Annotated in this window: 19 protein-coding genes and 1 tRNA gene; 10 read left to right on the top strand and 10 right to left on the bottom strand. The window is 36.9% G+C overall.

All coding sequences use genetic code 11. The features are described 5' to 3' along the window. Positions 1-75: 75 nt before the first annotated feature. A complete protein-coding gene (locus F933_RS12855; RefSeq protein WP_005061773.1) occupies positions 76-2,187 on the top strand; it encodes an ATP-dependent nuclease in 2,112 nt (703 codons plus the stop codon). 53 nt (positions 2,188-2,240) lie between these two features. Here F933_RS12855 and F933_RS12850 read toward each other — a convergent pair whose 3' ends face one another. Continuing rightward, positions 2,241-3,260, bottom strand: a complete 1,020-nt coding sequence (locus F933_RS12850) for a hypothetical protein (protein WP_005061772.1) — start codon at positions 3,258-3,260, stop codon at positions 2,241-2,243. A gap of 393 nt (positions 3,261-3,653) precedes the next feature. Here F933_RS12850 and F933_RS12845 point away from each other — a divergent pair, with 393 nt between their 5' ends. The 3 genes from F933_RS12845 (at position 3,654) to F933_RS12835 (ending at position 6,529) form a co-directional block, all read left to right on the top strand. Then, positions 3,654-4,841 (top strand): ammonium transporter, encoded by a 1,188-nt coding sequence (locus F933_RS12845; protein WP_005061768.1) that lies wholly within the window; start codon positions 3,654-3,656, stop codon positions 4,839-4,841. 115 nt (positions 4,842-4,956) lie between these two features. Next, positions 4,957-5,673, top strand: coding sequence for a phosphatase PAP2 family protein (locus F933_RS12840; RefSeq protein WP_005061767.1), 717 nt, complete (start codon positions 4,957-4,959; stop codon positions 5,671-5,673). Between the two features lie 46 nt (positions 5,674-5,719). Then, on the top strand, positions 5,720-6,529 hold the full coding sequence (locus F933_RS12835; protein ID WP_005055747.1) for an RIO1 family regulatory kinase/ATPase domain-containing protein: 810 nt from the start codon (positions 5,720-5,722) through the stop codon (positions 6,527-6,529). Between the two features lie 22 nt (positions 6,530-6,551). Here F933_RS12835 and F933_RS12830 read toward each other — a convergent pair whose 3' ends face one another. The 5 genes from F933_RS12830 to F933_RS12810 all read right to left on the bottom strand — a co-directional run bounded on the left by F933_RS12830 (position 6,552) and on the right by F933_RS12810 (position 13,227). After that, positions 6,552-7,886, bottom strand: coding sequence for an ATP-binding protein (locus tag F933_RS12830; RefSeq protein WP_005061764.1), 1,335 nt, complete (start codon positions 7,884-7,886; stop codon positions 6,552-6,554). A gap of 5 nt (positions 7,887-7,891) precedes the next feature. Continuing rightward, on the bottom strand, positions 7,892-8,569 hold the full coding sequence (locus F933_RS12825) for a DNA-binding response regulator PmrA (RefSeq protein ID WP_005055752.1): 678 nt from the start codon (positions 8,567-8,569) through the stop codon (positions 7,892-7,894). A 14-nt stretch (positions 8,570-8,583) separates the two neighbouring features. Next, on the bottom strand, positions 8,584-10,227 hold the full coding sequence (locus F933_RS12820; RefSeq protein WP_005061761.1) for a phosphoethanolamine transferase: 1,644 nt from the start codon (positions 10,225-10,227) through the stop codon (positions 8,584-8,586). Positions 10,228-10,523: 296 nt separating this feature from the next. Next, positions 10,524-11,630 carry a porin gene (locus tag F933_RS12815; protein WP_005061758.1) on the bottom strand — a complete coding sequence of 369 codons (1,107 nt, stop codon included), beginning with the start codon at positions 11,628-11,630 and terminating at the stop codon, positions 10,524-10,526. A 349-nt stretch (positions 11,631-11,979) separates the two neighbouring features. After that, positions 11,980-13,227, bottom strand: a complete 1,248-nt coding sequence (locus tag F933_RS12810; protein ID WP_005061756.1) for an MFS transporter — start codon at positions 13,225-13,227, stop codon at positions 11,980-11,982. Between the two features lie 142 nt (positions 13,228-13,369). On the opposite strand from F933_RS12810, the gene F933_RS12805 reads away from it, so the two are divergent. The 4 genes from F933_RS12805 (at position 13,370) to F933_RS12790 (ending at position 16,413) form a co-directional block, all read left to right on the top strand. Then, complete coding sequence (locus tag F933_RS12805) at positions 13,370-13,996, top strand: 1-acyl-sn-glycerol-3-phosphate acyltransferase (RefSeq protein WP_034710867.1); 627 nt, start codon at positions 13,370-13,372, stop codon at positions 13,994-13,996. Positions 13,997-14,058: 62 nt separating this feature from the next. Further along, positions 14,059-14,976, top strand: coding sequence for a patatin-like phospholipase family protein (locus tag F933_RS12800; RefSeq protein WP_005061751.1), 918 nt, complete (start codon positions 14,059-14,061; stop codon positions 14,974-14,976). A 105-nt stretch (positions 14,977-15,081) separates the two neighbouring features. Beyond that, the gene (locus F933_RS12795) at positions 15,082-15,543 is read left to right on the top strand and encodes an NfeD family protein (RefSeq protein WP_005061748.1); all 462 of its coding nucleotides are present in this window, start codon (positions 15,082-15,084) and stop codon (positions 15,541-15,543) included. Between the two features lie 18 nt (positions 15,544-15,561). Next, complete coding sequence (locus F933_RS12790; protein WP_005061745.1) at positions 15,562-16,413, top strand: SPFH domain-containing protein; 852 nt, start codon at positions 15,562-15,564, stop codon at positions 16,411-16,413. A 47-nt stretch (positions 16,414-16,460) separates the two neighbouring features. Here F933_RS12790 and F933_RS12785 read toward each other — a convergent pair whose 3' ends face one another. The 3 genes from F933_RS12785 to prpF form a co-directional block, all read right to left on the bottom strand. Beyond that, the gene (locus tag F933_RS12785; protein WP_005061743.1) at positions 16,461-16,829 is read right to left on the bottom strand and encodes an MmcQ/YjbR family DNA-binding protein; all 369 of its coding nucleotides are present in this window, start codon (positions 16,827-16,829) and stop codon (positions 16,461-16,463) included. Between the two features lie 450 nt (positions 16,830-17,279). Continuing rightward, complete coding sequence (locus F933_RS12780; RefSeq protein WP_005061741.1) at positions 17,280-18,191, bottom strand: polyprenyl synthetase family protein; 912 nt, start codon at positions 18,189-18,191, stop codon at positions 17,280-17,282. A gap of 173 nt (positions 18,192-18,364) precedes the next feature. Further along, complete coding sequence (gene prpF / locus F933_RS12775; protein ID WP_005061738.1) at positions 18,365-19,552, bottom strand: 2-methylaconitate cis-trans isomerase PrpF; 1,188 nt, start codon at positions 19,550-19,552, stop codon at positions 18,365-18,367. A gap of 370 nt (positions 19,553-19,922) precedes the next feature. Between prpF and F933_RS12770 the strand changes: the two genes are divergently transcribed. Together F933_RS12770 and F933_RS12765 are read left to right on the top strand one after the other, a co-directional pair. Continuing rightward, entirely contained in the window at positions 19,923-21,281 is a 1,359-nt protein-coding gene (locus tag F933_RS12770) for an amino acid permease (RefSeq protein ID WP_005055770.1), read from the top strand. A gap of 72 nt (positions 21,282-21,353) precedes the next feature. Then, positions 21,354-21,429: transfer RNA gene (locus tag F933_RS12765), tRNA-Arg, on the top strand. Positions 21,430-21,591: 162 nt separating this feature from the next. Here F933_RS12765 and F933_RS12760 read toward each other — a convergent pair. Beyond that, the gene (locus tag F933_RS12760) at positions 21,592-22,659 is read right to left on the bottom strand and encodes a PoNe immunity protein domain-containing protein (RefSeq protein WP_005061735.1); all 1,068 of its coding nucleotides are present in this window, start codon (positions 22,657-22,659) and stop codon (positions 21,592-21,594) included. Positions 22,660-22,661: the final 2 nt, after the last annotated feature.

Below are 22,661 nucleotides of genomic sequence, written 5' to 3'. Positions count from 1 at the left end.
AGTCACCTTAGAGTGGCTTTTTTTACATCTATAATCTATAAATATAATTATTAGAATTAAATAGATATTTCATAAATGAGAATTTCAAACATACACATCGAAAACTTTCGGGGTCTTAAAGAGATTGATTTAACACCATCGCAAATGAATTGTTTAATAGGTGAAAATAATGCTGGAAAATCAACCGCTCTTTTGGCAATAAATTTATTTCTAAATGGCACAAGAATTTCAGAATCTGACTACTATGATAAATCTAAAGAAATCTTTATTGATATAACTTTTAGTGATTTAAATGAAAATGACTTAAACAAAATATCAGATGAGGAAAATAGATCAAGAATTCAACATATTATTGAAAACAATACAATCAGCTTTCGAAGAAAATATAAATTAGATTTCACAAGTGATCTACTTTGCTACAAAAAAGTTCCTATCGATACAATTTATAATGCTAACTGGATAGCTAATGAACTTAAAGGTAAAAAACCAACAGAAATAAAAGCATTGATGAGAGATACATACCAATTGCCACAAGATATAGCTAGTTCAATTTCCACGCAAACAGGTGCAAAAGAAAAAATTGAGGAGCTAATTTCAGAGCTAACAGAAGATAAATTTCAGTATGATTGGGAAAATTTACCCACTGGATTTAGTAATACAGTTACCCCCATGTTTCCTGAACCTATTTATATTCCCGCTGTAAAAGATTTTAGTGATGAAACAAAAACCAAAGAAAGTACAAGTTTTGGTAAACTGATAAAAATTTTATTCAAACAAATTGAAAATTCTCCTGAATTTTTAGACATAAAAAACTCTTTTGAAAAGCTCAATAAAATGCTAAATCGTCAGCTTATCAAAGATGAGAATGGCATTGAAAGTACTCTTGATGAGCGATTACCTAGTCTTAAATTATTAGAAACTGAAATAGAAAATATTTTTCAAGAAAGTTTTTCACAAATTAAATTAGAGCTAGAAATTCCTAATCCAGAAGTAAAACAAATTTTTAATAGCACTCAAATTTTAATAGATGATGGTATAAAAACTACTATTGATTATAAAGGTGATGGTGTTAAACGTACTTTAGTTTTTTCTATACTCAGAACTTATGTTGAAAAGCTTAATTCTGATAATCAGAATACAGACTACATTTTTCTTTTTGAAGAGCCTGAGTTGTACCTACACCCCAATGGTCAGAGAATCCTCTATAATGTTCTTGAAAAATTATCCTTAAAAGATCAAGTATTCGTCACAACGCATTCTCCAAACTTTTTTTCTGCTACAGCCAAAGCAACTTGTTTCATTAAAATTTATAAGGACTTTTCCTCATCTCCTCCATGCTCTAAAGCTAAAGAAATTAACTTTGTCCAGAACAGTTCATACAAAGATGCTTTCCAAATTATATGCTATGAGAATAGTACACCTGCATTCTTTTCAAAGAAGGTGCTATTGGTTGAAGGAGATTCCGATTTAATATTTTTAAAAGGGCTTTCTCCACTGATTAACAATACATATTGCTTTGATAAACTGAACATTCCAATCATAAGAATTAATGGAAAAAGTAATATTAAAAGATTTATTAATTTTTACCAGCATTTTGATATTGAAGTCTTTTCCTTACTAGATCGAGATGTACTTATTGATGGGTTTAATCATCTTGAGTTAGGTGATTCTAAAGATGAATTAATGCAACTTAGAGAAGCTTTTATTACTAAAATAGATGAAATTTGTGTAGAACAAAATATTGCACCACAGCTAAAGAGTAGTGATATTAAAAGTCAAAGAGACTCTCGTAGTTGGGTTGAAAAATACTACAGACTTAAAGATTTAACTTTTAAATTTGAAGATCAAAGAACATTAACTAGTGATGAATTTAATGAAATTAGATCACTATTTGAATTTGAAACAAATAATATAAGAAGAATAGCCTTAGAACTGGAAATTACTCGTAATTTACCCGAAAAAATAAACCTAATAAATAGATTATATGAGCTTGGTTATTTCGTATTAAATAATGGAGCTATAGAAAGCTACTATCCTTCAGGTTATACAGGTACAGACAAACCATCTAAAGCATTGAATGCACTAGAAATATTAAAAACAAGTAATATTAATTACCTACCTAAAATACTTTACCTTAATGGTGAAAACTGTGAAATAAGCAGAATGATGCATAAAATTTTCTCATAATATACTTTTCACTCCAACCCCTCCCTCAGGAAGAAGGTTGGAGTGAGATAAAATTACAAAACCCCATGCTCCAACAACTTCTCTACCCCACTCAGCTTTTTCATATGCTTTAAACGCTCTTTTTCCCACTTCAATTGCTGCTTTAACTCAGCACAGTCCGCATCTATGGCTTTATATACATCACTAATATGCAGATGCTCAGCCTTTACTTTCTTAGCCAACTGAAAAGAATCAAAAATTTCTTCAATTTGGCTTTCCAACTGCTGACTCTGTGCATCCAAAGCCAGTTTATAAAACTTCACTTGCTCCGCCGATAACTCTTTCGTCCCGACACCTTTATTTTGTTCAAGCTGTAATTGAAGTTTGAGTAAATAAAACAAATCCTGCTGTTCATATGCCTGACTCGCCTGTTGAAACAATTCAGTTTTTTCCTCTTTCTTGGTTTCATCTTGCTCACGGTCAGGATGAATCATGGCAGCAATTTTTAAATACACGGTTTTCAACGATTGCGCTGCCATCTGCTCAGCTTGTTCTCGCTTTTGTTGCTGTCTTAACTGTTTGGCTTGTTCACGAGCTTGTTGCTGCTCAGCAGCATATTGTTCAAAGTCATCTTCATCTAATTCTATATTTTGATCAAAGTTTTCATTAAGTTCGAACTTGGCAGACTGTACTTTTTTATTCTTTTTCGATGATTGCTGTGCATGTTGCTGATAAAAGATATCAATCTGCTGTACCAGCTTTAACTGTTCATCCTTCAGCATTTTGGAACGCTTTAACAATTGGGCAAGCTGAGCAATTTTTTCATCGAGTTGTTGCATATCAGATTTAGAAAATTCATGGCTGTGCAACAAATTCCAGAGCTGTTGCAATTGCTGAAACAAGATTTCATGCAACTCACTATACACAGGCATCAGCTTTTGCCGTGTGTGCTGTTGAATCTCAGCTTGCGCATTTAGCCATGTGGCAAGGCTGATTTTTTGCTGTTCTATTTGATCAATCAGACGATTCAGCTTTTTATGCTGTGAGGAAGATTCAGCCCTTTGCTTTAAACTGACTTTGAGATCAAAGGACATACTTCACCCACCCGAAAAAGAAAAAGTGTAGCAATAATCAAATAAGGAAGGAATTAAACTTCTATTGAGCATAAAGCAATTTGTTATTTTTGCTAAATCAATAAGATTCATAATGCTGTTTATATCTGGATGACTAAGTAAGTTGATCAATCAGTTTCAATATTTCATGCAATCTAAAGCTTAAACTGCGCTATTTTTATTCGAAATGCACCACTTTTCACCAAAATTACAATTTATTTTCTAAATTGGTGCGTTTTTTGCTTATTAAATCATATCAAAATGAGCATTTTTAAGATTGCTCTAGTTTTTAGATTTACTAAATCTATTTTGGTGCAGAAAACGAATCAAATATTTGCACTGAAATATAATTTAGCACTTTTTTTGAGCACCACTATGCAAAACGTAGATCTATTTTTCTTACTGCTCGGTGCAGTACTCGTATTGGCAATGCACGCTGGCTTTGCATTCTTGGAACTGGGCACAGTGCGCCATAAAAACCAAGTCAATGCACTCAGTAAAATTTTGACTGACTTTGCAATCTCAGCAATTGCCTACTTCTTTGTGGGCTATTGGATTGCCTATGGACAAAATTTTTTCCATGCAGGAGAAGCCTTAGCTGCTGATCATGGTTACAACTTAATGCGTTGTTTCTTTTTACTGACCTTTGCAGCTGCGATTCCCGCAATTGTTTCAGGTGGTATTGCAGAGCGTGCCAAAATGCGTTCGCAAGCCATCGCAACATTGCTGTTGGTAGCACTGATCTATCCTTTCTTTGAAGGAATGATTTGGAATGGCAACTATGGTTTCCAAAAGTGGCTTGAAAGCTCATTTGGTGCAAGTTTCCATGACTTTGCAGGCTCAGTGGTTGTACATGCCATGGGTGGTTGGATCGCATTGGCTGCGGTGATTTTGCTTGGTGCTCGAAATGGTCGATATAAAAAAGATGGACGTGTTAGTGCGCATCCACCGTCTTCAATTCCATTTCTCGCTTTAGGCTCATGGATCTTAATCGTCGGTTGGTTTGGCTTTAATGTCATGAGTGCGCAACGTGTTGAAGCAATTTCGGGCTTAGTTGCCATTAACTCGCTTATGGCAATGGTTGGCGGAACTTTAGCTGCAAACTTTATGGGTAAAAATGACCCAGGCTTCTTACATAATGGTCCGCTTGCAGGTTTAGTTGCTATTTGTGCTGGCTCCGATATTGTGCACCCAATTGGCGCACTGGTCATCGGTAGCGCTGCTGGAGCGATGTTTGTTTATCTGTTTACTTATACTCAAAATAAACTCAAAGTTGATGATGTACTTGGTGTTTGGCCCTTACATGGAGTATGTGGTGCTTTTGGTGGTATTGCAGCAGGTATTTTTGGTCAACAAGCGCTTGGCGGTTTAGGTGGTGTATCGATTATTTCTCAAATTATTGGTACAGGCTTAGGCATTTTTATTGCGCTTGCAGGTGGATTTATTGTTTATGGCATTTTAAAGGCAACTATGGGCATTCGTCTTTCGCAAGAAGATGAATATCGTGGTGCGGATCTTTCAATTCATAAAATTTCAGCAAATTCTGAAGAGTCGATGTTCTAGTTTTTATTTATTTTTCAAGCGGCTATGATGCCGCTTTTTTTTATTTTTTAAGCGATGTTTAAGAATAAAACAGTTTAATAAAAAGTATATTGTTCCGCCTTACCTCGTAGATATTATGATGTTGAAAACACCTTTTTTTGTAATCACTGCATGCATTTTACTGCTAAGTTTTTTTATCTTAGTTTGGGTGTTCCCTGTTGATGGAGCGATTGACTTATCTCTCATTCAACCTTGGGTCGGAACGTTTGGTGATTTCGCATTAAAGAATAATTGGTACTTAGCTAAACTGAATCATACTTATGTCAAACAACTAATTACTGCTGTATATATCAGTTTTTTTGCACTATGGATTTTGTCTTTTAAAGTCGAAAAAATCAAAGCTAAGCGCTGGCAGTATGGCTATATGTTTTGGGTCAGTATGCTATGTACATGTGTCATTGGACTCATGAAAGCTCATTCATCGCATGCTTGTCCTTGGGATATGACACAGCAAACGACGACTGGTTTTGTTTGGGATTTTAGCTCAACGGCTGGTCATTGCTTTCCAGGCGGACATGCTAGTACAGGCTTTGCCCTCATCACTGGTTTCTTTGTCTACCGCTTAAATCATAAAAATCGAGCATGGTTTTATTTATGCGCAAGCTTGATTTTAGGCTTCGCAATGGGATGGGCACAAATGATGCGTGGGGCTCATTTTATCAGTCATAATCTATGGACAGGTTGGATTTGTTTAGCAATCAATTTTGCTGTTTATATCCTTAGCTATCAATATCATCTACGCTTCGCCAAGCGTAATTGCTTTCCCCCAATTCCTGCGAATGTGGTAAAGTGAGCCTCAATTGTAAAAGGGTAAAATCACTTAGGACTGATGACGACGAATGGATGATTTTCAAAAATTTTTAGAAACCACAGTTACTACACAACACGATTCTATCCAAGCATATGAATTAAGTACTGGTAAAGTATGGTTAAAGAAAGCTTCTGAACGTCATGGTCTATGGTTATATACCCCACTGAAATGGCTTGCGAAAATATTTAATTTAGGCGCAATTATGCCTGTGCCTAATCAGGGTGGTTCAAAAGCAATTCAATGTGAATTTCGCCGTATCAATCAGCTAAAACAACTCGGGATTTCCACTCCAAATGTCTTGGCTATATCTGATCAAGGAATTCTGCTTGAAGATATTGGCGTACAACGCAACAGCCACGTCAGCCAACTTGATCAACTACTAGGGAGTTATAAAGATAATCCTGAAGCAAGATTTTCTTTATTTACCCAAGCAATCCAAGCAATTTCAGATATACATCAACAACATGGATATTTAAGCGAAGCTTTTGCTCGAAATATCTTAGTTGATCAACAACATCAATTTACATTTATTGATTTTGAAACAGACCCACAAGACGTTTTAAGTTTGCATGATTGTTTTGTTCGTGATTGGCTCTTATTTATATTTTCTACAGCTTATCATTTTGAATTTGAACAACTCGAAAAAGCCAGTCATATTCTTTATCAAGCCTTACTTGCTGAACCACAAGTGTATAGCGATATCTGCAAAGTAGGTAAACGCTTAAATTGGGTGCTCAAATTGAATGTGAGCCGAGTCGGTAATGATGGTAAACGCATTCAAAAATGTGTGCTTTTTCTGCGTTACTTGAAAGAACATTCTCTGCCAACAAATTCATAAGATCGCATTTTTAATGCGATTTCTAATGATGTTCAAGTTTCTTCGGTAATCGTACTAAAATCGACAAACCACCTAATTCAATACTTCTTGAAAGGTTTAATGTTCCGCCAAGACGTTGGGTCGCTTTATCCACGATAGATAAGCCTAAACCACTTCCGACCTCTAAATGATGATGAACGCGGTAGAAACGTTTCAGCACCTTGTCATAATTTTCAGGATCAATCCCAGTACCGCTATCCTCGATTTGTACACAGGCATAATTTTCTGAATCACTATATACGGCGATATTAATCACTCCTTGAGGAGGCGTATATTTGATCGCATTATCAATCAGATTAAAGATAATTGAATGGACAGTTGACTCAAGGCTTTGCATTTCAATTGCATCATTCCGCTCAAAGCCTAAATCAATTTCTTTTTGCATCGCTAGATTCACCAACTGCTCAACACAGTTTAGAACAACATCATTCAGCACAAAAACCGTGTGTGGTTCTACTAAACTCAGACCAACATCTTGTTTTGCTAAAGCGAGTAACTGCGTAACTAAATGCTGAATACGTGCCAAGCCTTTGCTTAAATTCTGTAATGACTCATGTTCAGGCAATTGACTAATCAATATCTTAGTTTGAAGATTTAACGCCGTCACAGGGGTTCTTAACTCATGAGCAGCATCGGCAATAAATTGCTTTTGTTCAGTTTGGGCATGTTGGATACGCTCAAATAAACGATTCATTTCTTCAATGGTGGGGATCAACTCTTGAGGATATTCTTGACTATCTATGGGTGACAAGCCATCAGAATCGCGTTGGGTTAATTCAGTTTTAAAATCATCTAATGGTTTTAAACTCAAATTAATAATAAAAGCGAGAATTAAAATTGCGAAAGGTAACAGCAAGATATAAGGAATAAACATACTTCCAGCCAGCTCCCAAGCAAAAGCTTGGCGTACTTTCTCCTGCTGACTCACTTGAATCTGATAATCTTTGAGTGGAATTACATACAGTCGCCACTTACCTTGTGCGGTTTCTTGGCTATAAAAACCGGCTTTTTTAACAGGTGGAATCAGCAAGTGAGTTTGATGCCATAAATGGCTTTGATCTTTGTATGCCCAAATATCAACGAGCAGATCTTCCTCATGATAGGTTCGATGTAACTCTACTCGACTTGCCAAGGGTGAAAGAGGCTGTGATGTAGAACGCTCTGCCATGTACTGCATTTGCGTATCTAATATTTCATCCACTTCATGTAATGCAATTTTATAAGCGGTAAAAATTAATAAACATCCAAGCAAAAGACTAAAAATAGACGTTCCCCAGATCAGTCTACTTTTAAGTGAATGTTGCTTGGATATTTTCATAATAATTAAGATTGTCCCATCCGATAACCCAGTCCACGTATGGTACGAATAAAGTCTTTGCCTAACTTCGCACGTAAGTGATGCACATAAACTTCTATTGTATTACTAGTCACTTCACTATCAAAATCATACAACTTATCTTCTAAGTTTGCCTTTGAAAATATTTTGTTTGGATGACTGACCATCGGGATCAGAATCGCCCACTCTCGATTCGACAACTCGATTTGTTGACCTTTATAAGTCGCCAAATGCTGTTCAACATCTAAAACCAAATCACCATTTTTTAATAATTGCGACTGACTTTTTAATTGTGCTGTTTCAACCTGACCACGACGCAATAAAGCGTTAATTCGTGCCAACAACTCATCAAACTCATAAGGTTTAATTAAATAATCATCTGCACCTTGATTGAGTCCATCGACACGATTTTGCAGTTGATCTCGGGCTGAAATAATTAACACAGGCAATGAACTGCGTTGACGAATTTGACGCAGAATCTGCATTCCATCCATCAATGGCAAACCTAAATCTAATAGCACCAAATCAAAAGCATGCTTAGATAATAATGTAAGCCCATCGACCCCATTATTAACCCATTCCACATCAAACTGATGGTATCGCAACAGTGTCAATGTTGACTCTGCGATCATAAAATCATCTTCGATCATCAAGATTTTTGTCATGATTTCATCTCACCTTATGAGTTAGCACATGTTGCTAACATATCATTATTTGTATCAATAACTTTGCTTTTAACGTCAAGTAAACTCAGCATTGTTGGAAATAAATTGTCTTGACTCAATGTTTTATCATGCTGCTTAGCTAGGCATTTTATTTGCTGATCAGCCTGTTGTTTCCATTCTTTTGAAAACCACATCAGCATCGGGACATGGGTTTGCTGAGATGGCGCGATTGCATATGGAGCACCATGTAAATACATACCACTTTCGCCAGTCGACTCACCATGATCAGATAAATACCATAAACCTGTTTCATATTGGGTTGTGTTTTTCAATGTTTCGATAAGGGTATCCAAAACATAATCTGTATATAACAAGGTATTATCGTAGCTATTTAACAATGCTTCTCTTGAACAGCCTTGAATCGCATTGGTATCACAGGTTGGTTTGAAAACCTTAAACTGATCAGGTATACGTTTATAGTATGCAGGACCATGACTCCCCATCTGATGCAGTACAATCAGACGAGGCTGTGTATCATTTTTCGGAATAGTTGCTAAATATGCTTTCAAACTATCGATCAGAATATCATCTAGACACTCTTCATCTTTGCACCACTTTTGTTTGATCGGCTCAGGAATTTTAAATTCACCCACGCGATCACATGCACCTTTACAACCTGAGTTATTGTCAATCCAAGTCACTTTATAACCTGCTCGATTGGCAATATCCAATAACCCTTCGCGATGACTTGCCAAAGCTTCATCATATTCTTTACGAGGCATGCCAGAGAACATGCAAGGAACTGAAACTGCCGTGGCAGTACCACAAGAACTCACTTGTGAAAAATTTAAAATATCCTGTTTCGCCAATTTTGGATTGGTATTTTTTTCATAACCATTGAGTGAAAAATTTTCAGCACGTGCCGTTTCGCCCACCACCAGAACCATCAATTTAGGTCGTTTTGCATTCTTGGCTTTTACCATTTGTGCATCTACACCGTAATGCATGAGAGGTAAATTTTCTTTCGGTGCTTTCTTTTTATAATATGACACAAATGAAGCAATCATATTTTGAGGTGAAATCATGCTTTTTAAATCACGATTTTCACGAAATATTGCAGCAAAATCGACATAGAAAACAAAAAGCAGACCACCCACCATCGCCAATGAAACCACAGAAGCAACCACTTTTTTAATCAACTGATTTAAAACTGGTTCTGCTTTGAACTTGACTAAGATGATTGCGATAATCGGCAATACCGTCATGCCAAGTGTCCACACAACCAACTGCCAAGACCATGTATCACGTGCTTCAGCTAAATCCGTTTGCATGAGATTTTGGATTTGATCAGATGTAATCAAGACACCGAGTGTACTCACGGCGTAAGAAGCAAAGCCACCAATCAATACCAAAGCAATTGCAATTGGTTTAGCAGTCCATTTCCAATTGATCAACTGAAAAATAAATGTGTATAAGGAAACAATAACAACGATTGAAGCTACTACAAAAAAGCCTGCTTTGACTCCTTGATAAGGCGTAAGCGATTGCATTTTTTGATAAAACTCAACGTTTAAAAAAACACCTAACCATATCGCCAACAACACATTAAATGTGAGTAGCGAGATAGGCTGCAACTTAAATTTTTGTAGTAGTTTCATAATCACAATCTGAAAAGAAAATTCTTAGCAGGGCTAAGATAAAAATTAAAACTTAAAAATGACTTAATTGGATATTAAAATGCTGAACTTGTTTTTTTATTTTTCAAAAAATATTGATTAACCAAAACATCTTTTGTTTTGATAATAATCATTCGCTTTTGGCTAATCATTATCTATTTATTATTTTAAAATACGTAAGAGTCGTTTCTAAAATCACATTTCATTCTATAACAGATTTTTATATTAAATAAAAAACCTCTAAGAAGACTTAGAGGCTCTTTTTCAAAACAAGCAAATTAGAATTTAAATTCTAAACCTAAACCTGCAACAGGTTGTTTATCTTTTTTACTTGCTTGCTCAAGTGTTAAATAACCAGCATAACCGTAAGTTTTAACTTGTTTAGTAAATGCATAGTCCGCACCAGCAATAATTTGCTTCGCTTTAAAGTCAGCCGTATTATTTTTAAAACTTGTGTCATTTTGGCTATATTGACCTTTTACTGTCCAATTTTTCGCTTGTGGAAGATTATATTCAGCGCCTAATAACCAGCCTTGTGCATCATCAATATTTTCCGAACCAGCTGCATTACCTGTCGCTTTTTCTACCTCAGAGGTCTGATAAAGTGCTTTTAATGCTAAACCTTCAAGTGGTGTTAATTTACCAATAGCACGCACTGTATTTGCAGCAGCAAATAATTGCTCTCCTGCTATCGCTTTATCTGAAGCATTTAAAAAACCACGTCCTAAGAAATTACTTGGAATTGCTTTGTCATAACCAATACCCGCTACAACCAAAGGATTTTCATAAGTCACTGCTGCCGACCAAGCATCACCTAAACCACGACCAGCTGTTTTAACAACACCCTTGTCAGATTTAATGCCACTAGACTCACCCGTAGCAAGCAAAGCATTAAATTTAAATGCACCGTCTAACAATTTAACTGATGGTGACTCATAAACCACGACATTAGAGACGCGGTTTTCACCCGAGAAAATACCTGTGATGTCGGCTTTATTGGCAACATAGTTATTGAAGGTATCAACTACACTAGACAATTGCTTGACTGGCGTGTCATGTGCACCGATTTTAACAGCACCGAGTTGTGAATCTTTTAAACCAACAAAACGATTACGTTTGCTCCAATCATCACCGTCGCCATCTGCATTAAAAGCCCATTCAATCGCATAAATAGCACTTAAACGATCTGTTAATTTTTCATCGCCTTTCAAACCGACAAACGAACTATTTGAACTGATTTCCCAAACATCTTTATTAGATTTTGTTGCATTTTTTTCTGGTAAATAATCAACACTTGCATCAATTTCACCATAGAATGTTGGTGCTGCAAAAGTTGAAGTTGCAAGTAAACTGAGCACTGCTGCTGTTACAATTTTGATTTTCATTGTGTACATCCTAGTTAAATTTGTAACAAATCCTACACATTAACTTTATATGACAAAACGATTAAAATCTTATTAATTTATTCCATTTTCGACTAAAGTTTAATTTTTAAGCACAGAGCGAATCGGCTGAAAAACAAAATTTTTAGAAAAAGATAAACTCTAAATTATTCTAAATTTCAATAGATTATTTATCTAGTTTTAGTTTAATTTTCCATTAAAAAATTTAACATATCCCTTATTTCTAAGATTATCAATAAATATGAAATAGATCACAAAATCACATTTTGCGAGTTGAAGAAGTTTTGCTGGTGTATTTTTTTTAAAATAAAATTCTAATAAAAATACATTTCTAACTTATATTTTTTTTCCAATATAAAATAGGCAATAGACACAAAATAGCAGCAGCACAAATCAAGACTAAATATCGATAATATCCAAGTAAGTCACCGATTACACCACTCATTAAATATAGTAAGCCGCTGACTGTTGCCATGATTGAAACTTGAAAAGTAAAATCCGTACCAGCGAATTGCTTACGACTGTATTGCATGATCAAGGTCAGCATCACCACTAAGAGCATCGCTGAGCAGGCATCTTCAAACGCATTGACCATATACAAAAATATCGGTTTTACCGTAAGTTGATGTTCATATATGTAAGCTAAAACCACATATCCAATTAAACTGAAAATTTTTAAAATTGAAAAAAATATCAACGCATGTACACGCAAAAAATGTTTGAGTAATATCCCTGCGAAAGCAGCACCAATAAGTGCTGCCAATGCACCAAACATAGTGATGTAAATACCGATTTGCGAGAAACTCAAGCCCATATCCACCATCAACGGTTTCAACAAAGGCCCTGCTAAACCGTCCGCCACCTTAAAACTAATCAATACCCATAACCATGCTTTTAACTCTGGCGTGGACTTAAAGTAATCTAGATATTGATGGATTGCTTGGAGCAAAGTTAGCTTTGTATTTTCTAGAGGCGTGGCAGTAACAACATGTGGAATTTCTTTATAAAACAAAATCGGAAGAGTATTTAAGAAAACAATACCTGCAAGCATCAGAAAAGTCGTCTGCCATTGCAGCCAGTCTAGACACCATAGAACCACACCGCCACCCACAATGAAGCCAAGTCGCGAACCAATCACTTGAAATGTATTACCCCAATGCTGCTGATCCCCTTTTAACAAATGAACAGCGAGCGCATCCGTACCAATATCCTGTGTTGCGCCAGTTAAATTCATGAGCAATAGTAATGTGAAAAAAACCAAGAGATAACTGGGTTGATCTAAGGCTTGAATAGGAAAAAACGACAATACAATAAGAATCAAGACACTCAATAATTGGGTAGGCAAAATCCAACTGCGATAGTGTCCAAAAGATGAAAGGCCATGACGGTCAACAAATGGTGCCCATAATATTTTGATTGACCAAGGCAGCATCAGTAATCCAAAACCACCAATTTGTGCCAATGAAACACCTTGTGCTCTTAAAATTACAGGCAAAGCATGCGTCATAAAACCAACAGGTAATCCTTGAGCCCAATACAAGGAAAATAATAAAACATAGACCTGTTGAAAATTAGGCATTCTTCGCATTCCACTGATAAGAAAATAATTCTAACTGCCTAATCCTCTCATATTCAGTGTTACAAAATCTCATTTTTTGCCAATGCAGCAACTGTCATCCGCGTTTAACATAGTTTTTAGTCGTTATTATATTTCTGAATTTATGTCACAGTATTTTCCAGATTTACCTCCGTTAGTTCCACAACGTGGAACAGCTTATAGTCGAGCCTTGTGCAAAAAGATCTTTTTGAGTCAAGGTTGGAAAGTCGTAGGTGATATTCCGAATCTACCGAAAGCCGTAGCAATAATTTCACCACACACCTCAAATATTGATGGTTGGTATGGTTTTCTAGCCATTGGTGGCTTAGGCTTAAAAGTCACAGTTCTCGGAAAAGATACGTTGTTTAAACCGCCATTCAAAGCAATTTTGGATTGGGCGGGACTGATTCCAGTAAAACGTGAAAGTGCGCATGGTCTAACTGAACAAGTCGTCGCGACGATTCAGCAGCATGATAAAATTTGGATCGGAATGGCGCCAGAAGGTACAAGGAAACAAGCCGAAAAAATTAAAAGTGGTTTTTATCACATTGCTCATGCTGCTGGCATTCCAATTGTGATGTTTGCATTTGATTATGATCATAAAATCATATACAGCTTAGGAAGTTTCACTCCCACTGGACACTATCAGCAAGATCTTGAAAAAATTATGCAATATTATGTCGGACATTTCTCACCTAAAAATCCAGATTGGTTAGCGAAACCCTTACAAAAACTAGTGAAAAAAGACTAGAAAATTAAGGGTAAATCTGCTCTGATGTGCCATCTTTTCTGTACATTTTATCTGCATTTGATATGAATATTGCTCGTCTCTCTTGCTTAGCTGTAGTTAGCTTGGCTTTATTTGGTTGTGATCAAGTAACAAAGAAAACTCCACCCACTACAACGATCAATGCACGTGAACCTGTAATTGCGCTTGCTTTAGGCGGTGGCGGTGCAAAAGGGTTCGCGCATATTGGTGTGATTAAAGTCTTAGAATCACATGGTATCAGAGCAAAAATCGTAACGGGTACGAGCGCGGGTAGCTTTGTCGGTAGTATTTATGCGAGTGGGCAAACACCGTATCAAATGCAAAGTCTTGCTCTCAAATTGCAAGAATCAGACATTCGTGATTTGACCTTAAATAGTCAAGGTTTTATTCAAGGTCAAAAACTACAAAACTATGTCAATGCCCAAGTTGCAAATAAGCCAATTGAAAAGTTTCCGATTCGTTTTGCAGCAGTGGCGACACGTCTAGACAATGGTAAAAAAGCAGAGTTTATTAAAGGTAATGCTGGACAAGCCGTTCGTGCATCTTGCAGTATCCCAAATGTATTTGTCCCTGCTGTCATTGGTAATACAAAATATGTTGATGGCGGACTTGTGAGCCCAATTCCAGTGAAAACTGCAAAAGATATGGGTGCAGATATTGTCATTGCCGTGGATATTTCAGCGCGTCCAACAGGTGATAAACCACTTAGTATGTGGGGATTATTGGATCAAACCATTAATATTATGGGTCAGCAAAGTATTAATGAAGAGTTGAATCAAGCAACTGTTGTGATTCAACCTAAAGTTGGGCATCTCGGTGTGCTTGACCTTAAATCTAGTAACCAAGCTATTCTAGAAGGTGAAAAAGCAGCTCAAGCCAAAATTACCGCGATTCGTACGGCTATTACTAACTTCAAAAAATCCCCCGCTGCATTCAAACCTGCTCCACGAGCAAAATTCTAAAACACATTCATTATCTTTATATATTCATAAAGATAATCATCTGTTACAGTGCTAGAGGTGAATATTTTTTCACCTCTATTTCATTCTAACGATACGAGCAAATCTATGGAATTTGTAGTTGAACCTTGGCACTGGTTTGTATTAGGGATTTTATTGATTCTTTCGGAGTTAATTCTGCCTGCTTTCGCCGCATTATGGTTTGGTATTGCAGCTGTCATGGTCTGTATTTTACTGTGGCTTTTCCCAATGATGGGTTTCACCACTCAAGTGATTACTTGGGGTGTTTTATCTATTTTATGCACAATTCTTTGGTTTAAATTTATCAAACCACTTTCTATCGATAAAACCAAAGCGGGTTTATCGCGGGAGTCTACTATCGGTCAAGTCGGTATGGTGATTCAAACTGGACTAGAACACGGGCAAATCATTGTTCGTTTTCCAATGCCTGTTTTAGGTTCAGATGAATGGAATTGCCGTTGTACGACTCCAGTACAAGTCGGTGACCGAGTTAGAGTCGTTGATATTTTGGGTAACGACTTAGTTGTCCAACCACATAATATGGCATAAATACAAAGAGGGTTTTTCATGTCTGTCGGTACTATTGTTGTTTTAGCATTTTTCGCTTTTGTAGGTATAACCATTTTTAAAGGGGTTCGTATTGTTCCCCAAGGTTATAAATGGATTGTTCAACGTTTAGGTAAATACCATACGACGTTGGCTCCGGGTCTGAATTTTGTGATTCCGTATGTAGACGAAGTTGCTTATAAAATCACCACCAAAGATATTGTTTTGGATATTCCATCACAAGAAGTGATCTCTCGTGATAATGCTGTTTTATTGATGAATGCTGTGGCTTATATCAATTTAACCACACCTGAAAAGGCAGTATATGGTATTGAGAACTATATCTGGGCGATTCAAAATCTTGTTCAAACATCCCTTCGTTCAATTGTGGGTGAAATGGATTTAGATGATGCTCTTTCATCTCGTGATCATATCAAAGCGAAATTAAAAGCAGCTATTTCTGAAGATATTTCTGACTGGGGTATCACACTTAAAACCGTAGAAATTCAAGATATTAAACCATCAAATACTATGCAGACTGCGATGGAAGAACAAGCGGCAGCGGAACGTCAACGTCGTGCTGCTGTAACCAAAGCTGATGGTGAGAAGCAAGCTGCAATTCTTGAAGCAGAAGGTCGTTTGGAAGCTTCACGCCGTGATGCAGAAGCTCAGGTAGTTCTTGCAGAAGCATCGCAACGTGCCATTGAAATGGTCACAAGTGCGGTAGGTGATAAAGAAATTCCTGTAGCTTACTTGTTAGGTGAGCAGTATGTGAAAGCAATGCAGGATCTATCTAAATCAAGTAATGCAAAAACTGTGGTACTTCCAGCGGATGTACTCAATGCCATTCGTGGGATTATGGGAAAACACTAAACCCAATTTCTAATCAAAATAAAGCAGCGATAACGCTGCTTTATTTTTTATACATTGTGAATCAGTTTTCGATCTTTAACCGACAATTTTTCTACCACCAAATCGTAAGAATCTTTAATCAGGTCTTGCAGCAAATCTGCTGTAATATCATTACCACTCTTGATGGAAATCCAGTGTTTCTTATTCATATGATATCCTGCCGAAATTGATGGATACAATTCCTGATATTCTAAACTTTTTTCAGGCTTACACTTGATAGTCACTAGCAACTTGCCCGAAAAGGTACCAACCAACATAAACATCTTTTCAAAAACTTTAAACACTTCACAGTCTGGTCCAAAAGGTTGAGACTGAATTGAAAAAGCAAGTTCTTGCCCATACTCAAGTGCAAATTGTTCTAATTCATCTTCATTCATTCGATGGTATCCCTTTATTATTAAAATGAATTTAAATATTTAAGCCTGTTTTTAATTTTAGTTGATCATAAAATACTTCAAACTCAGTCTCCCCCTCTTTAGCAGAGATCTCCCAAGGTCGTTCAGTTGTTATTAAGCAACGTTATAGCCCATCTGCCCCAATCCATTCACGAATAATTTCACAAGCAATCATCTTCTGTTTTAGATATCGACTGATTTAATGTAAGTTTTGATCTGAAAAAATAGCAACCTTATCTATAAACAGCCATTCTCGATTTGAAGCATCTCTTAATATACACTCAACCTACCCTAGAAAAGAGCTATCAACGTATCTAACAATTTGAACATCTATCATGTACATCGCATAACTATCCAAATAAAGTTTGAAAGTTAAGATTTAACTCATTTTTCTAAGTACTTATTAAGAACGTATATTTGATCAAATAAATATTAACTTTGGCGCGCCAATAAGAATTGAGAAATTTCAACAAGTTCTTTAGCATCATTCCCGAAAAAAGCTAAGGCTTCAAATGCTTGATCATGCAAACTTTGTGCATAAGCTTGCGCTTGTTCTAAGCCCATCAGTGCTGGATAAGTGGACTTTTGTACTTGTTCATCTTTACCCGCAGTTTTACCTAAGGTTTCCGTACTGGCTGTAATATCTAAAATATCATCTTGTACTTGAAAGGCGAGACCAATATTTTGACCAAACTGGCGTAACTTAGGAATTGCTTGGTCTGTACCTGAGAAGATCGTCACAGCACCCATCATAATTGCCGCTTGAATCAAAGCACCCGTCTTATTACGATGAATATTTTCCAATTCAGCTTGATCAATCTTTTTAGCTTCAGCTTGTAAATCTAATACTTGCCCACACACCATTTTTGAACTAGCGGTTGCTAATATCTGCATTTGCTTCAAAACAATCGAAGGCTCTGTACCTTGTCCTTGTTCGTCAAATAATCGACTTCCTAAAATCTCAAATGCCATCGACTGAAGAATATCACCTGCTAACAAAGCTGTGTCTTCACCGAAGACCACATGACATGTTGGCTGACCACGACGTAATAGATCATTATCCATACAAGGTAAATCATCATGCGCCAGTGAATAACAATGAATTAATTCAATTGCCACTGCTGCTCGCCGTGCTGCTGCAAAGTTTTGATTCGCCTGCAATGAAGCTGTTGCATAGCACAATGCTGGACGGACACGCTTACCGCCTAACATAACAACATGATGAACAGCAGCTTTTAACGGTTCAGGCATAGAAAATGCAGCCAATGCTGTCAATAAATCTTGTTGAATACGTTGTTGAGCCTGTTTTAGCGCATCCGCATTAACCTTAGAAATAGACGACACAATTGCCTCGGGAAATCTTGGTGGAAGGAGAAAATGACAAGAATTGTCAGAATGCTGACATCATATCATTATTTATAATGTGAAATTAGTTGTTTCTGTCGTTGTAATTTTCGATCAAATCAAAATAGTAAAGCCCCCGAAAAAGGAGGCTTTAGCTTAAAAATCAAATATTTTTAGAAAGTATCACCAGGAACACGCACCCAACCTTCCATCAATACACGTGCACTGCGGCTCATAATCGCTTTTTTCACCGACCATTTCCCATCAATCAACTCAGCTTGAGCACCGACACGTAAAGTACCTGATGGATGACCAAAGCGGACTGCTTCACGTTCCCCGCCACCAGCTGCTAAATTAACTAAAGTACCTGGGATTGCTGCTGCTGTACCAATCGCAACCGCGGCGGTTCCCATCATTGCATGATGCAGCTTACCCATCGATAAGGCACGAACCAATAAATCAATATCATTGGTCTCAACTTGTTTACCACTTGATGATGTATAGCTTTTCGGCTGAGATACAAAAGCAATTTTTGGCGTATGCTGACGTGCCGCTGCCTCAGAAATATCTTTAATCAAACCCATTTGTACAGCACCATAAGCACGAATTTTTTCAAAACGTGCCAATGCTGCGGCATCACCGTTAATATGATCTTGTAACTCAGTTCCTTGATAACCAATATCTTCAGCATTTAGGAAAATAGTCGGAATGCCTGCATTAATAAATGTCGCTTGGAACATTCCAACATCAGGTACAACTAATTGATCGACCACATTTCCTGTAGGGAACATATCCCCGCCTTCTTCGCCATCATCTGCTGGATCTAAAAATTCAATTTGAACTTCTGCAGCTGGAAAAGTCACACCATCTAACTCAAAGTCACCTGTTTCTTGAACTTGACCATTGGTGACAGGTACATGCGCGATAATGGTTTTTTGAATATTCTTCTGCCAAATACGAACTGTACAAATCCCATTTTCAGGAATACGGGCTGCATCTACTAAACCATTTGAAATTGCAAAAGAACCTACAGCAGCAGTTAAATTTCCGCAATTGCCACTCCAATCTACAAATGGCTGGTCAATCGAAACTTGTCCAAATAGATAATCAACATCGTGTTCAGGTTCTGAGCTTTTAGCCAAAATCACAGTCTTACTGGTGCTTGAAGTCGCCCCCCCCATTCCATCAATTTGTTTTCCATATGGGTCTGGGCTACCAATTACACGGAGAAGTAACTGATCACGTGCTTTGCCTGCAATCTGAGCAGCTTCTGGTAAATCATTCAGTTTAAAAAAGACACCTTTACTTGTGCCACCACGCATATAGGTTGCAGGGACTTTAATTTGTGGTACTGAACTCATGTTTATTGATCCTTTTATCATGTTCTTTTGAGCAAATGTTGAGCCTAAACTAGCGTACTATGCAGAGAAATGCCATACGACTATTTGCTTTGCAATAGCAAAATAGATTCATTCGCAGTTGTTATCTATATTGATCAAAAGCAAACAACTTAACAATGACACTAAAATCAAGAACTCAGGTTTTTTAAAACAAAAAAGTGCATTAAATGTTTAAAAAATGAGTTACCTTTAATTTACTAATCATTCAAATATCGGATTTTAAATAAGTTTTAAAAACAACTTTCCAGTCATACCAAGCCTGTACTTTTACTAGGCGAAAATCTTTCAATCTATTAGAATAATCCACTTATTCCTCGTCGAGCTCAATCATTTGAACAACGATTCTTCTAAACTTCAACGTGGACTAAAAAACCGCCATATCCAACTCATCGCAATGGGTGGAGCAATTGGTACGGGCTTATTTTTAGGTTCTGCGCAAGTGATCCAGTCTGCTGGACCATCAATTATTTTGGGTTATGCTATTGGCGGTTTGATTGCTTTTTTAATCATGCGTCAGTTAGGCGAAATGATCGTTGAAGAGCCTGTAGCAGGTTCATTCAGTCATTTTGCTTATCAGTATTGGGGTAAATTTCCAGGTTTTTTATCTGGTTGGAATTATTGGGTATTATATATTCTTGTGGCGATGAGTGAGCTCACGGCAGTCGCAAAATATATCAATTACTGGTGGCCTCATATTGCTGCATGGCAATCAGTACTATTCTTCTTCGTTATTATTACAGCGATCAACTTAACCAATGTTAAATTCTACGGCGAGTCAGAGTTTTGGTTAGCGATCATCAAAGTTACCGCTGTGGTTGCTATGATTTTGTTTGGTTTATTCTTGCTGTTTACCGCAGATGCCAACTCTACTGCTTCATTTACAAACCTTTGGAGTCACGGCGGGTTTTTCCCAAATGGTTTTGATGGTTTGTTCTACATGCTGGCATTTTTAATGTTTGCATTTGGTGGTATTGAATTGATTGGTATGGCAGCGGCTGAAGCCAATGATCCAAAGAAAACCATTCCGAAAGCAATCAACCAAGTAGTCTTCCGTATCCTGATTTTCTACATCGGTTCACTTACGATTTTATTATCGCTTGTGCCTTGGAATCAGTTGGATTTAGGTGGTTTAGATAAAAGTCCATTTGTGATGATTTTCAGTCAAATGGGAATTGGTTGGGCGGCACATTTGCTTAACTTCATTATCTTAACTGCTGCATTATCTGTATATAACAGTGGTATGTATGCAAACAGCCGTATGTTGTTTGGTTTAGCTCAACAAGGTAATGCACCTAAAGTATTTGCTAAAGTGAACAAACAAGGGGTTCCTGTTCCAGCCGTTTTACTTTCAGCATTACTAATCTTCGGATGTGTACTTTTAAACTACTTTGTACCAGAAGATGCATTGGGTCATTTAATGTATGTTGTTGTTGGTGCTCTAGTTTTAAACTGGGCAATGATCAGCTTAACGCATTTGAAATTTAAAGCGATGGTTAAACAAAAAGCTTTAAAAACGAGCTTCCCTGCGCTATGGTCACCATTTAGTAACTATCTTGTGCTCGCATTTATTGCAGTTGTGCTTTACATCATGTGGCAACAAGGTTTTAAAGAATCAGTGTTAATGATCCCTATCTGGATCGTTCTAATGTTTGTGCTATATCGTGTTTTAAATCTAAAAAATAAGAGCTAAACACAGTTAGTCGGTTTCATCAAAAAGTGATTGCTAAGGCAATCACTTTTTTGTTTATAATCATTTAATTATGCGCTTATAGCTTAACTGGATAGAGCAGTTGCCTCCTAAGCGACCGACGTGGGTTCGAGTCCCGCTGAGCGCACCATTTTGTGGTGTTATGTAATATTATTCTGGAATACACAATCACATAAAAATCAATATTTAAATCAATTAGTTGACTATTAAATTCTCTTACTTCTATTACCTATCATTCAGTAAAAGTAAAAAAAACCATCCAAAAGAGGATGGCTTTTCTCAAATGATTAAATTATTTTTCACCATCCCAATACCAATATACCTCCCCCCAATCTAGCTCGATAAGTGCAGGAACAATCTCACCTTGTTTAAAGTATTGTCGTGAATCTGGTTGTGCTGGTGTTCTCCAATAACCTGTTTTAATACAAGCTTCTCCACCCTTAACTTTCATGCGTTCTAATTGTTGATCATCTAGAACTACTTTTGACTGTGTTCGAGCAAAATCAACCAAATCTTTTGGATAGAACTGATGTTCACAATATGACGTATCATCTATATCCAGCAACCACGTTACCGCTGCTGCTTCCCATGACCAATAGCCATAATAGCTAACTCCAGATCTTATATCTGGTTGAGGATGTTGATCATGGTAAGGTTCTCGACGGCTCGCCTCATACCAGTCTTCTAGGTATTGCAGCATTAAAGCTGGACGCTTTTCAGGTGAAGCATTAAACACTTTGATCAGCTTACGATAAGGTAAATGTCGTCTAGCCTCATCTGGTGGAGTTCCACGATCTGCAACAAAAGGAGCAACTAAACGTTCAATTAATCCATCTTTTTCCTGTCCTTCAGGTGTTGCTTCTACATAGTCAATGATGGGCATAATCCGATCCATCTGATCGGCATAGCCAGTCAACAGTCCAAAACAAATCAGACGCAAAGCAATATACCAATAGTCTTCTGTTCCTAAACTGATATGCCAAACATACCGTCCATCTGCCTCAGGGCTTTGATGATATTGACTATGAATTTCGGCATATTCTTCTGTCCAGTTTAAAAGATATGGGTAAAGCTCCTGAATAAACGCAATATCACCACCAGCAGAGTACTGTAATGACATTAAATTTAAAACATCTTTTAATCTTTGATGCCCAGCAGCCATCATCTTACTGGATTTAGCATTTGCCTTATATTTTTGAAAACCGTCAGTTACTGAATAAACACCATTAAGAAAAGCATCAAACCGCCTTTGATACATATCTTCTTGTAAGAAACTATCTCTATATTTTCCATAATTTAGTATTTGTTGATTAAACCACTGTTCCCAATCAATATTTAAATCATTTATTTGGTTATTCAACT

This window comes from Acinetobacter beijerinckii CIP 110307 (assembly GCF_000369005.1).
GTDB lineage: Bacteria > Pseudomonadota > Gammaproteobacteria > Pseudomonadales > Moraxellaceae > Acinetobacter > Acinetobacter beijerinckii.
This window is presented reverse-complemented; position numbering and strand designations above follow the sequence as displayed.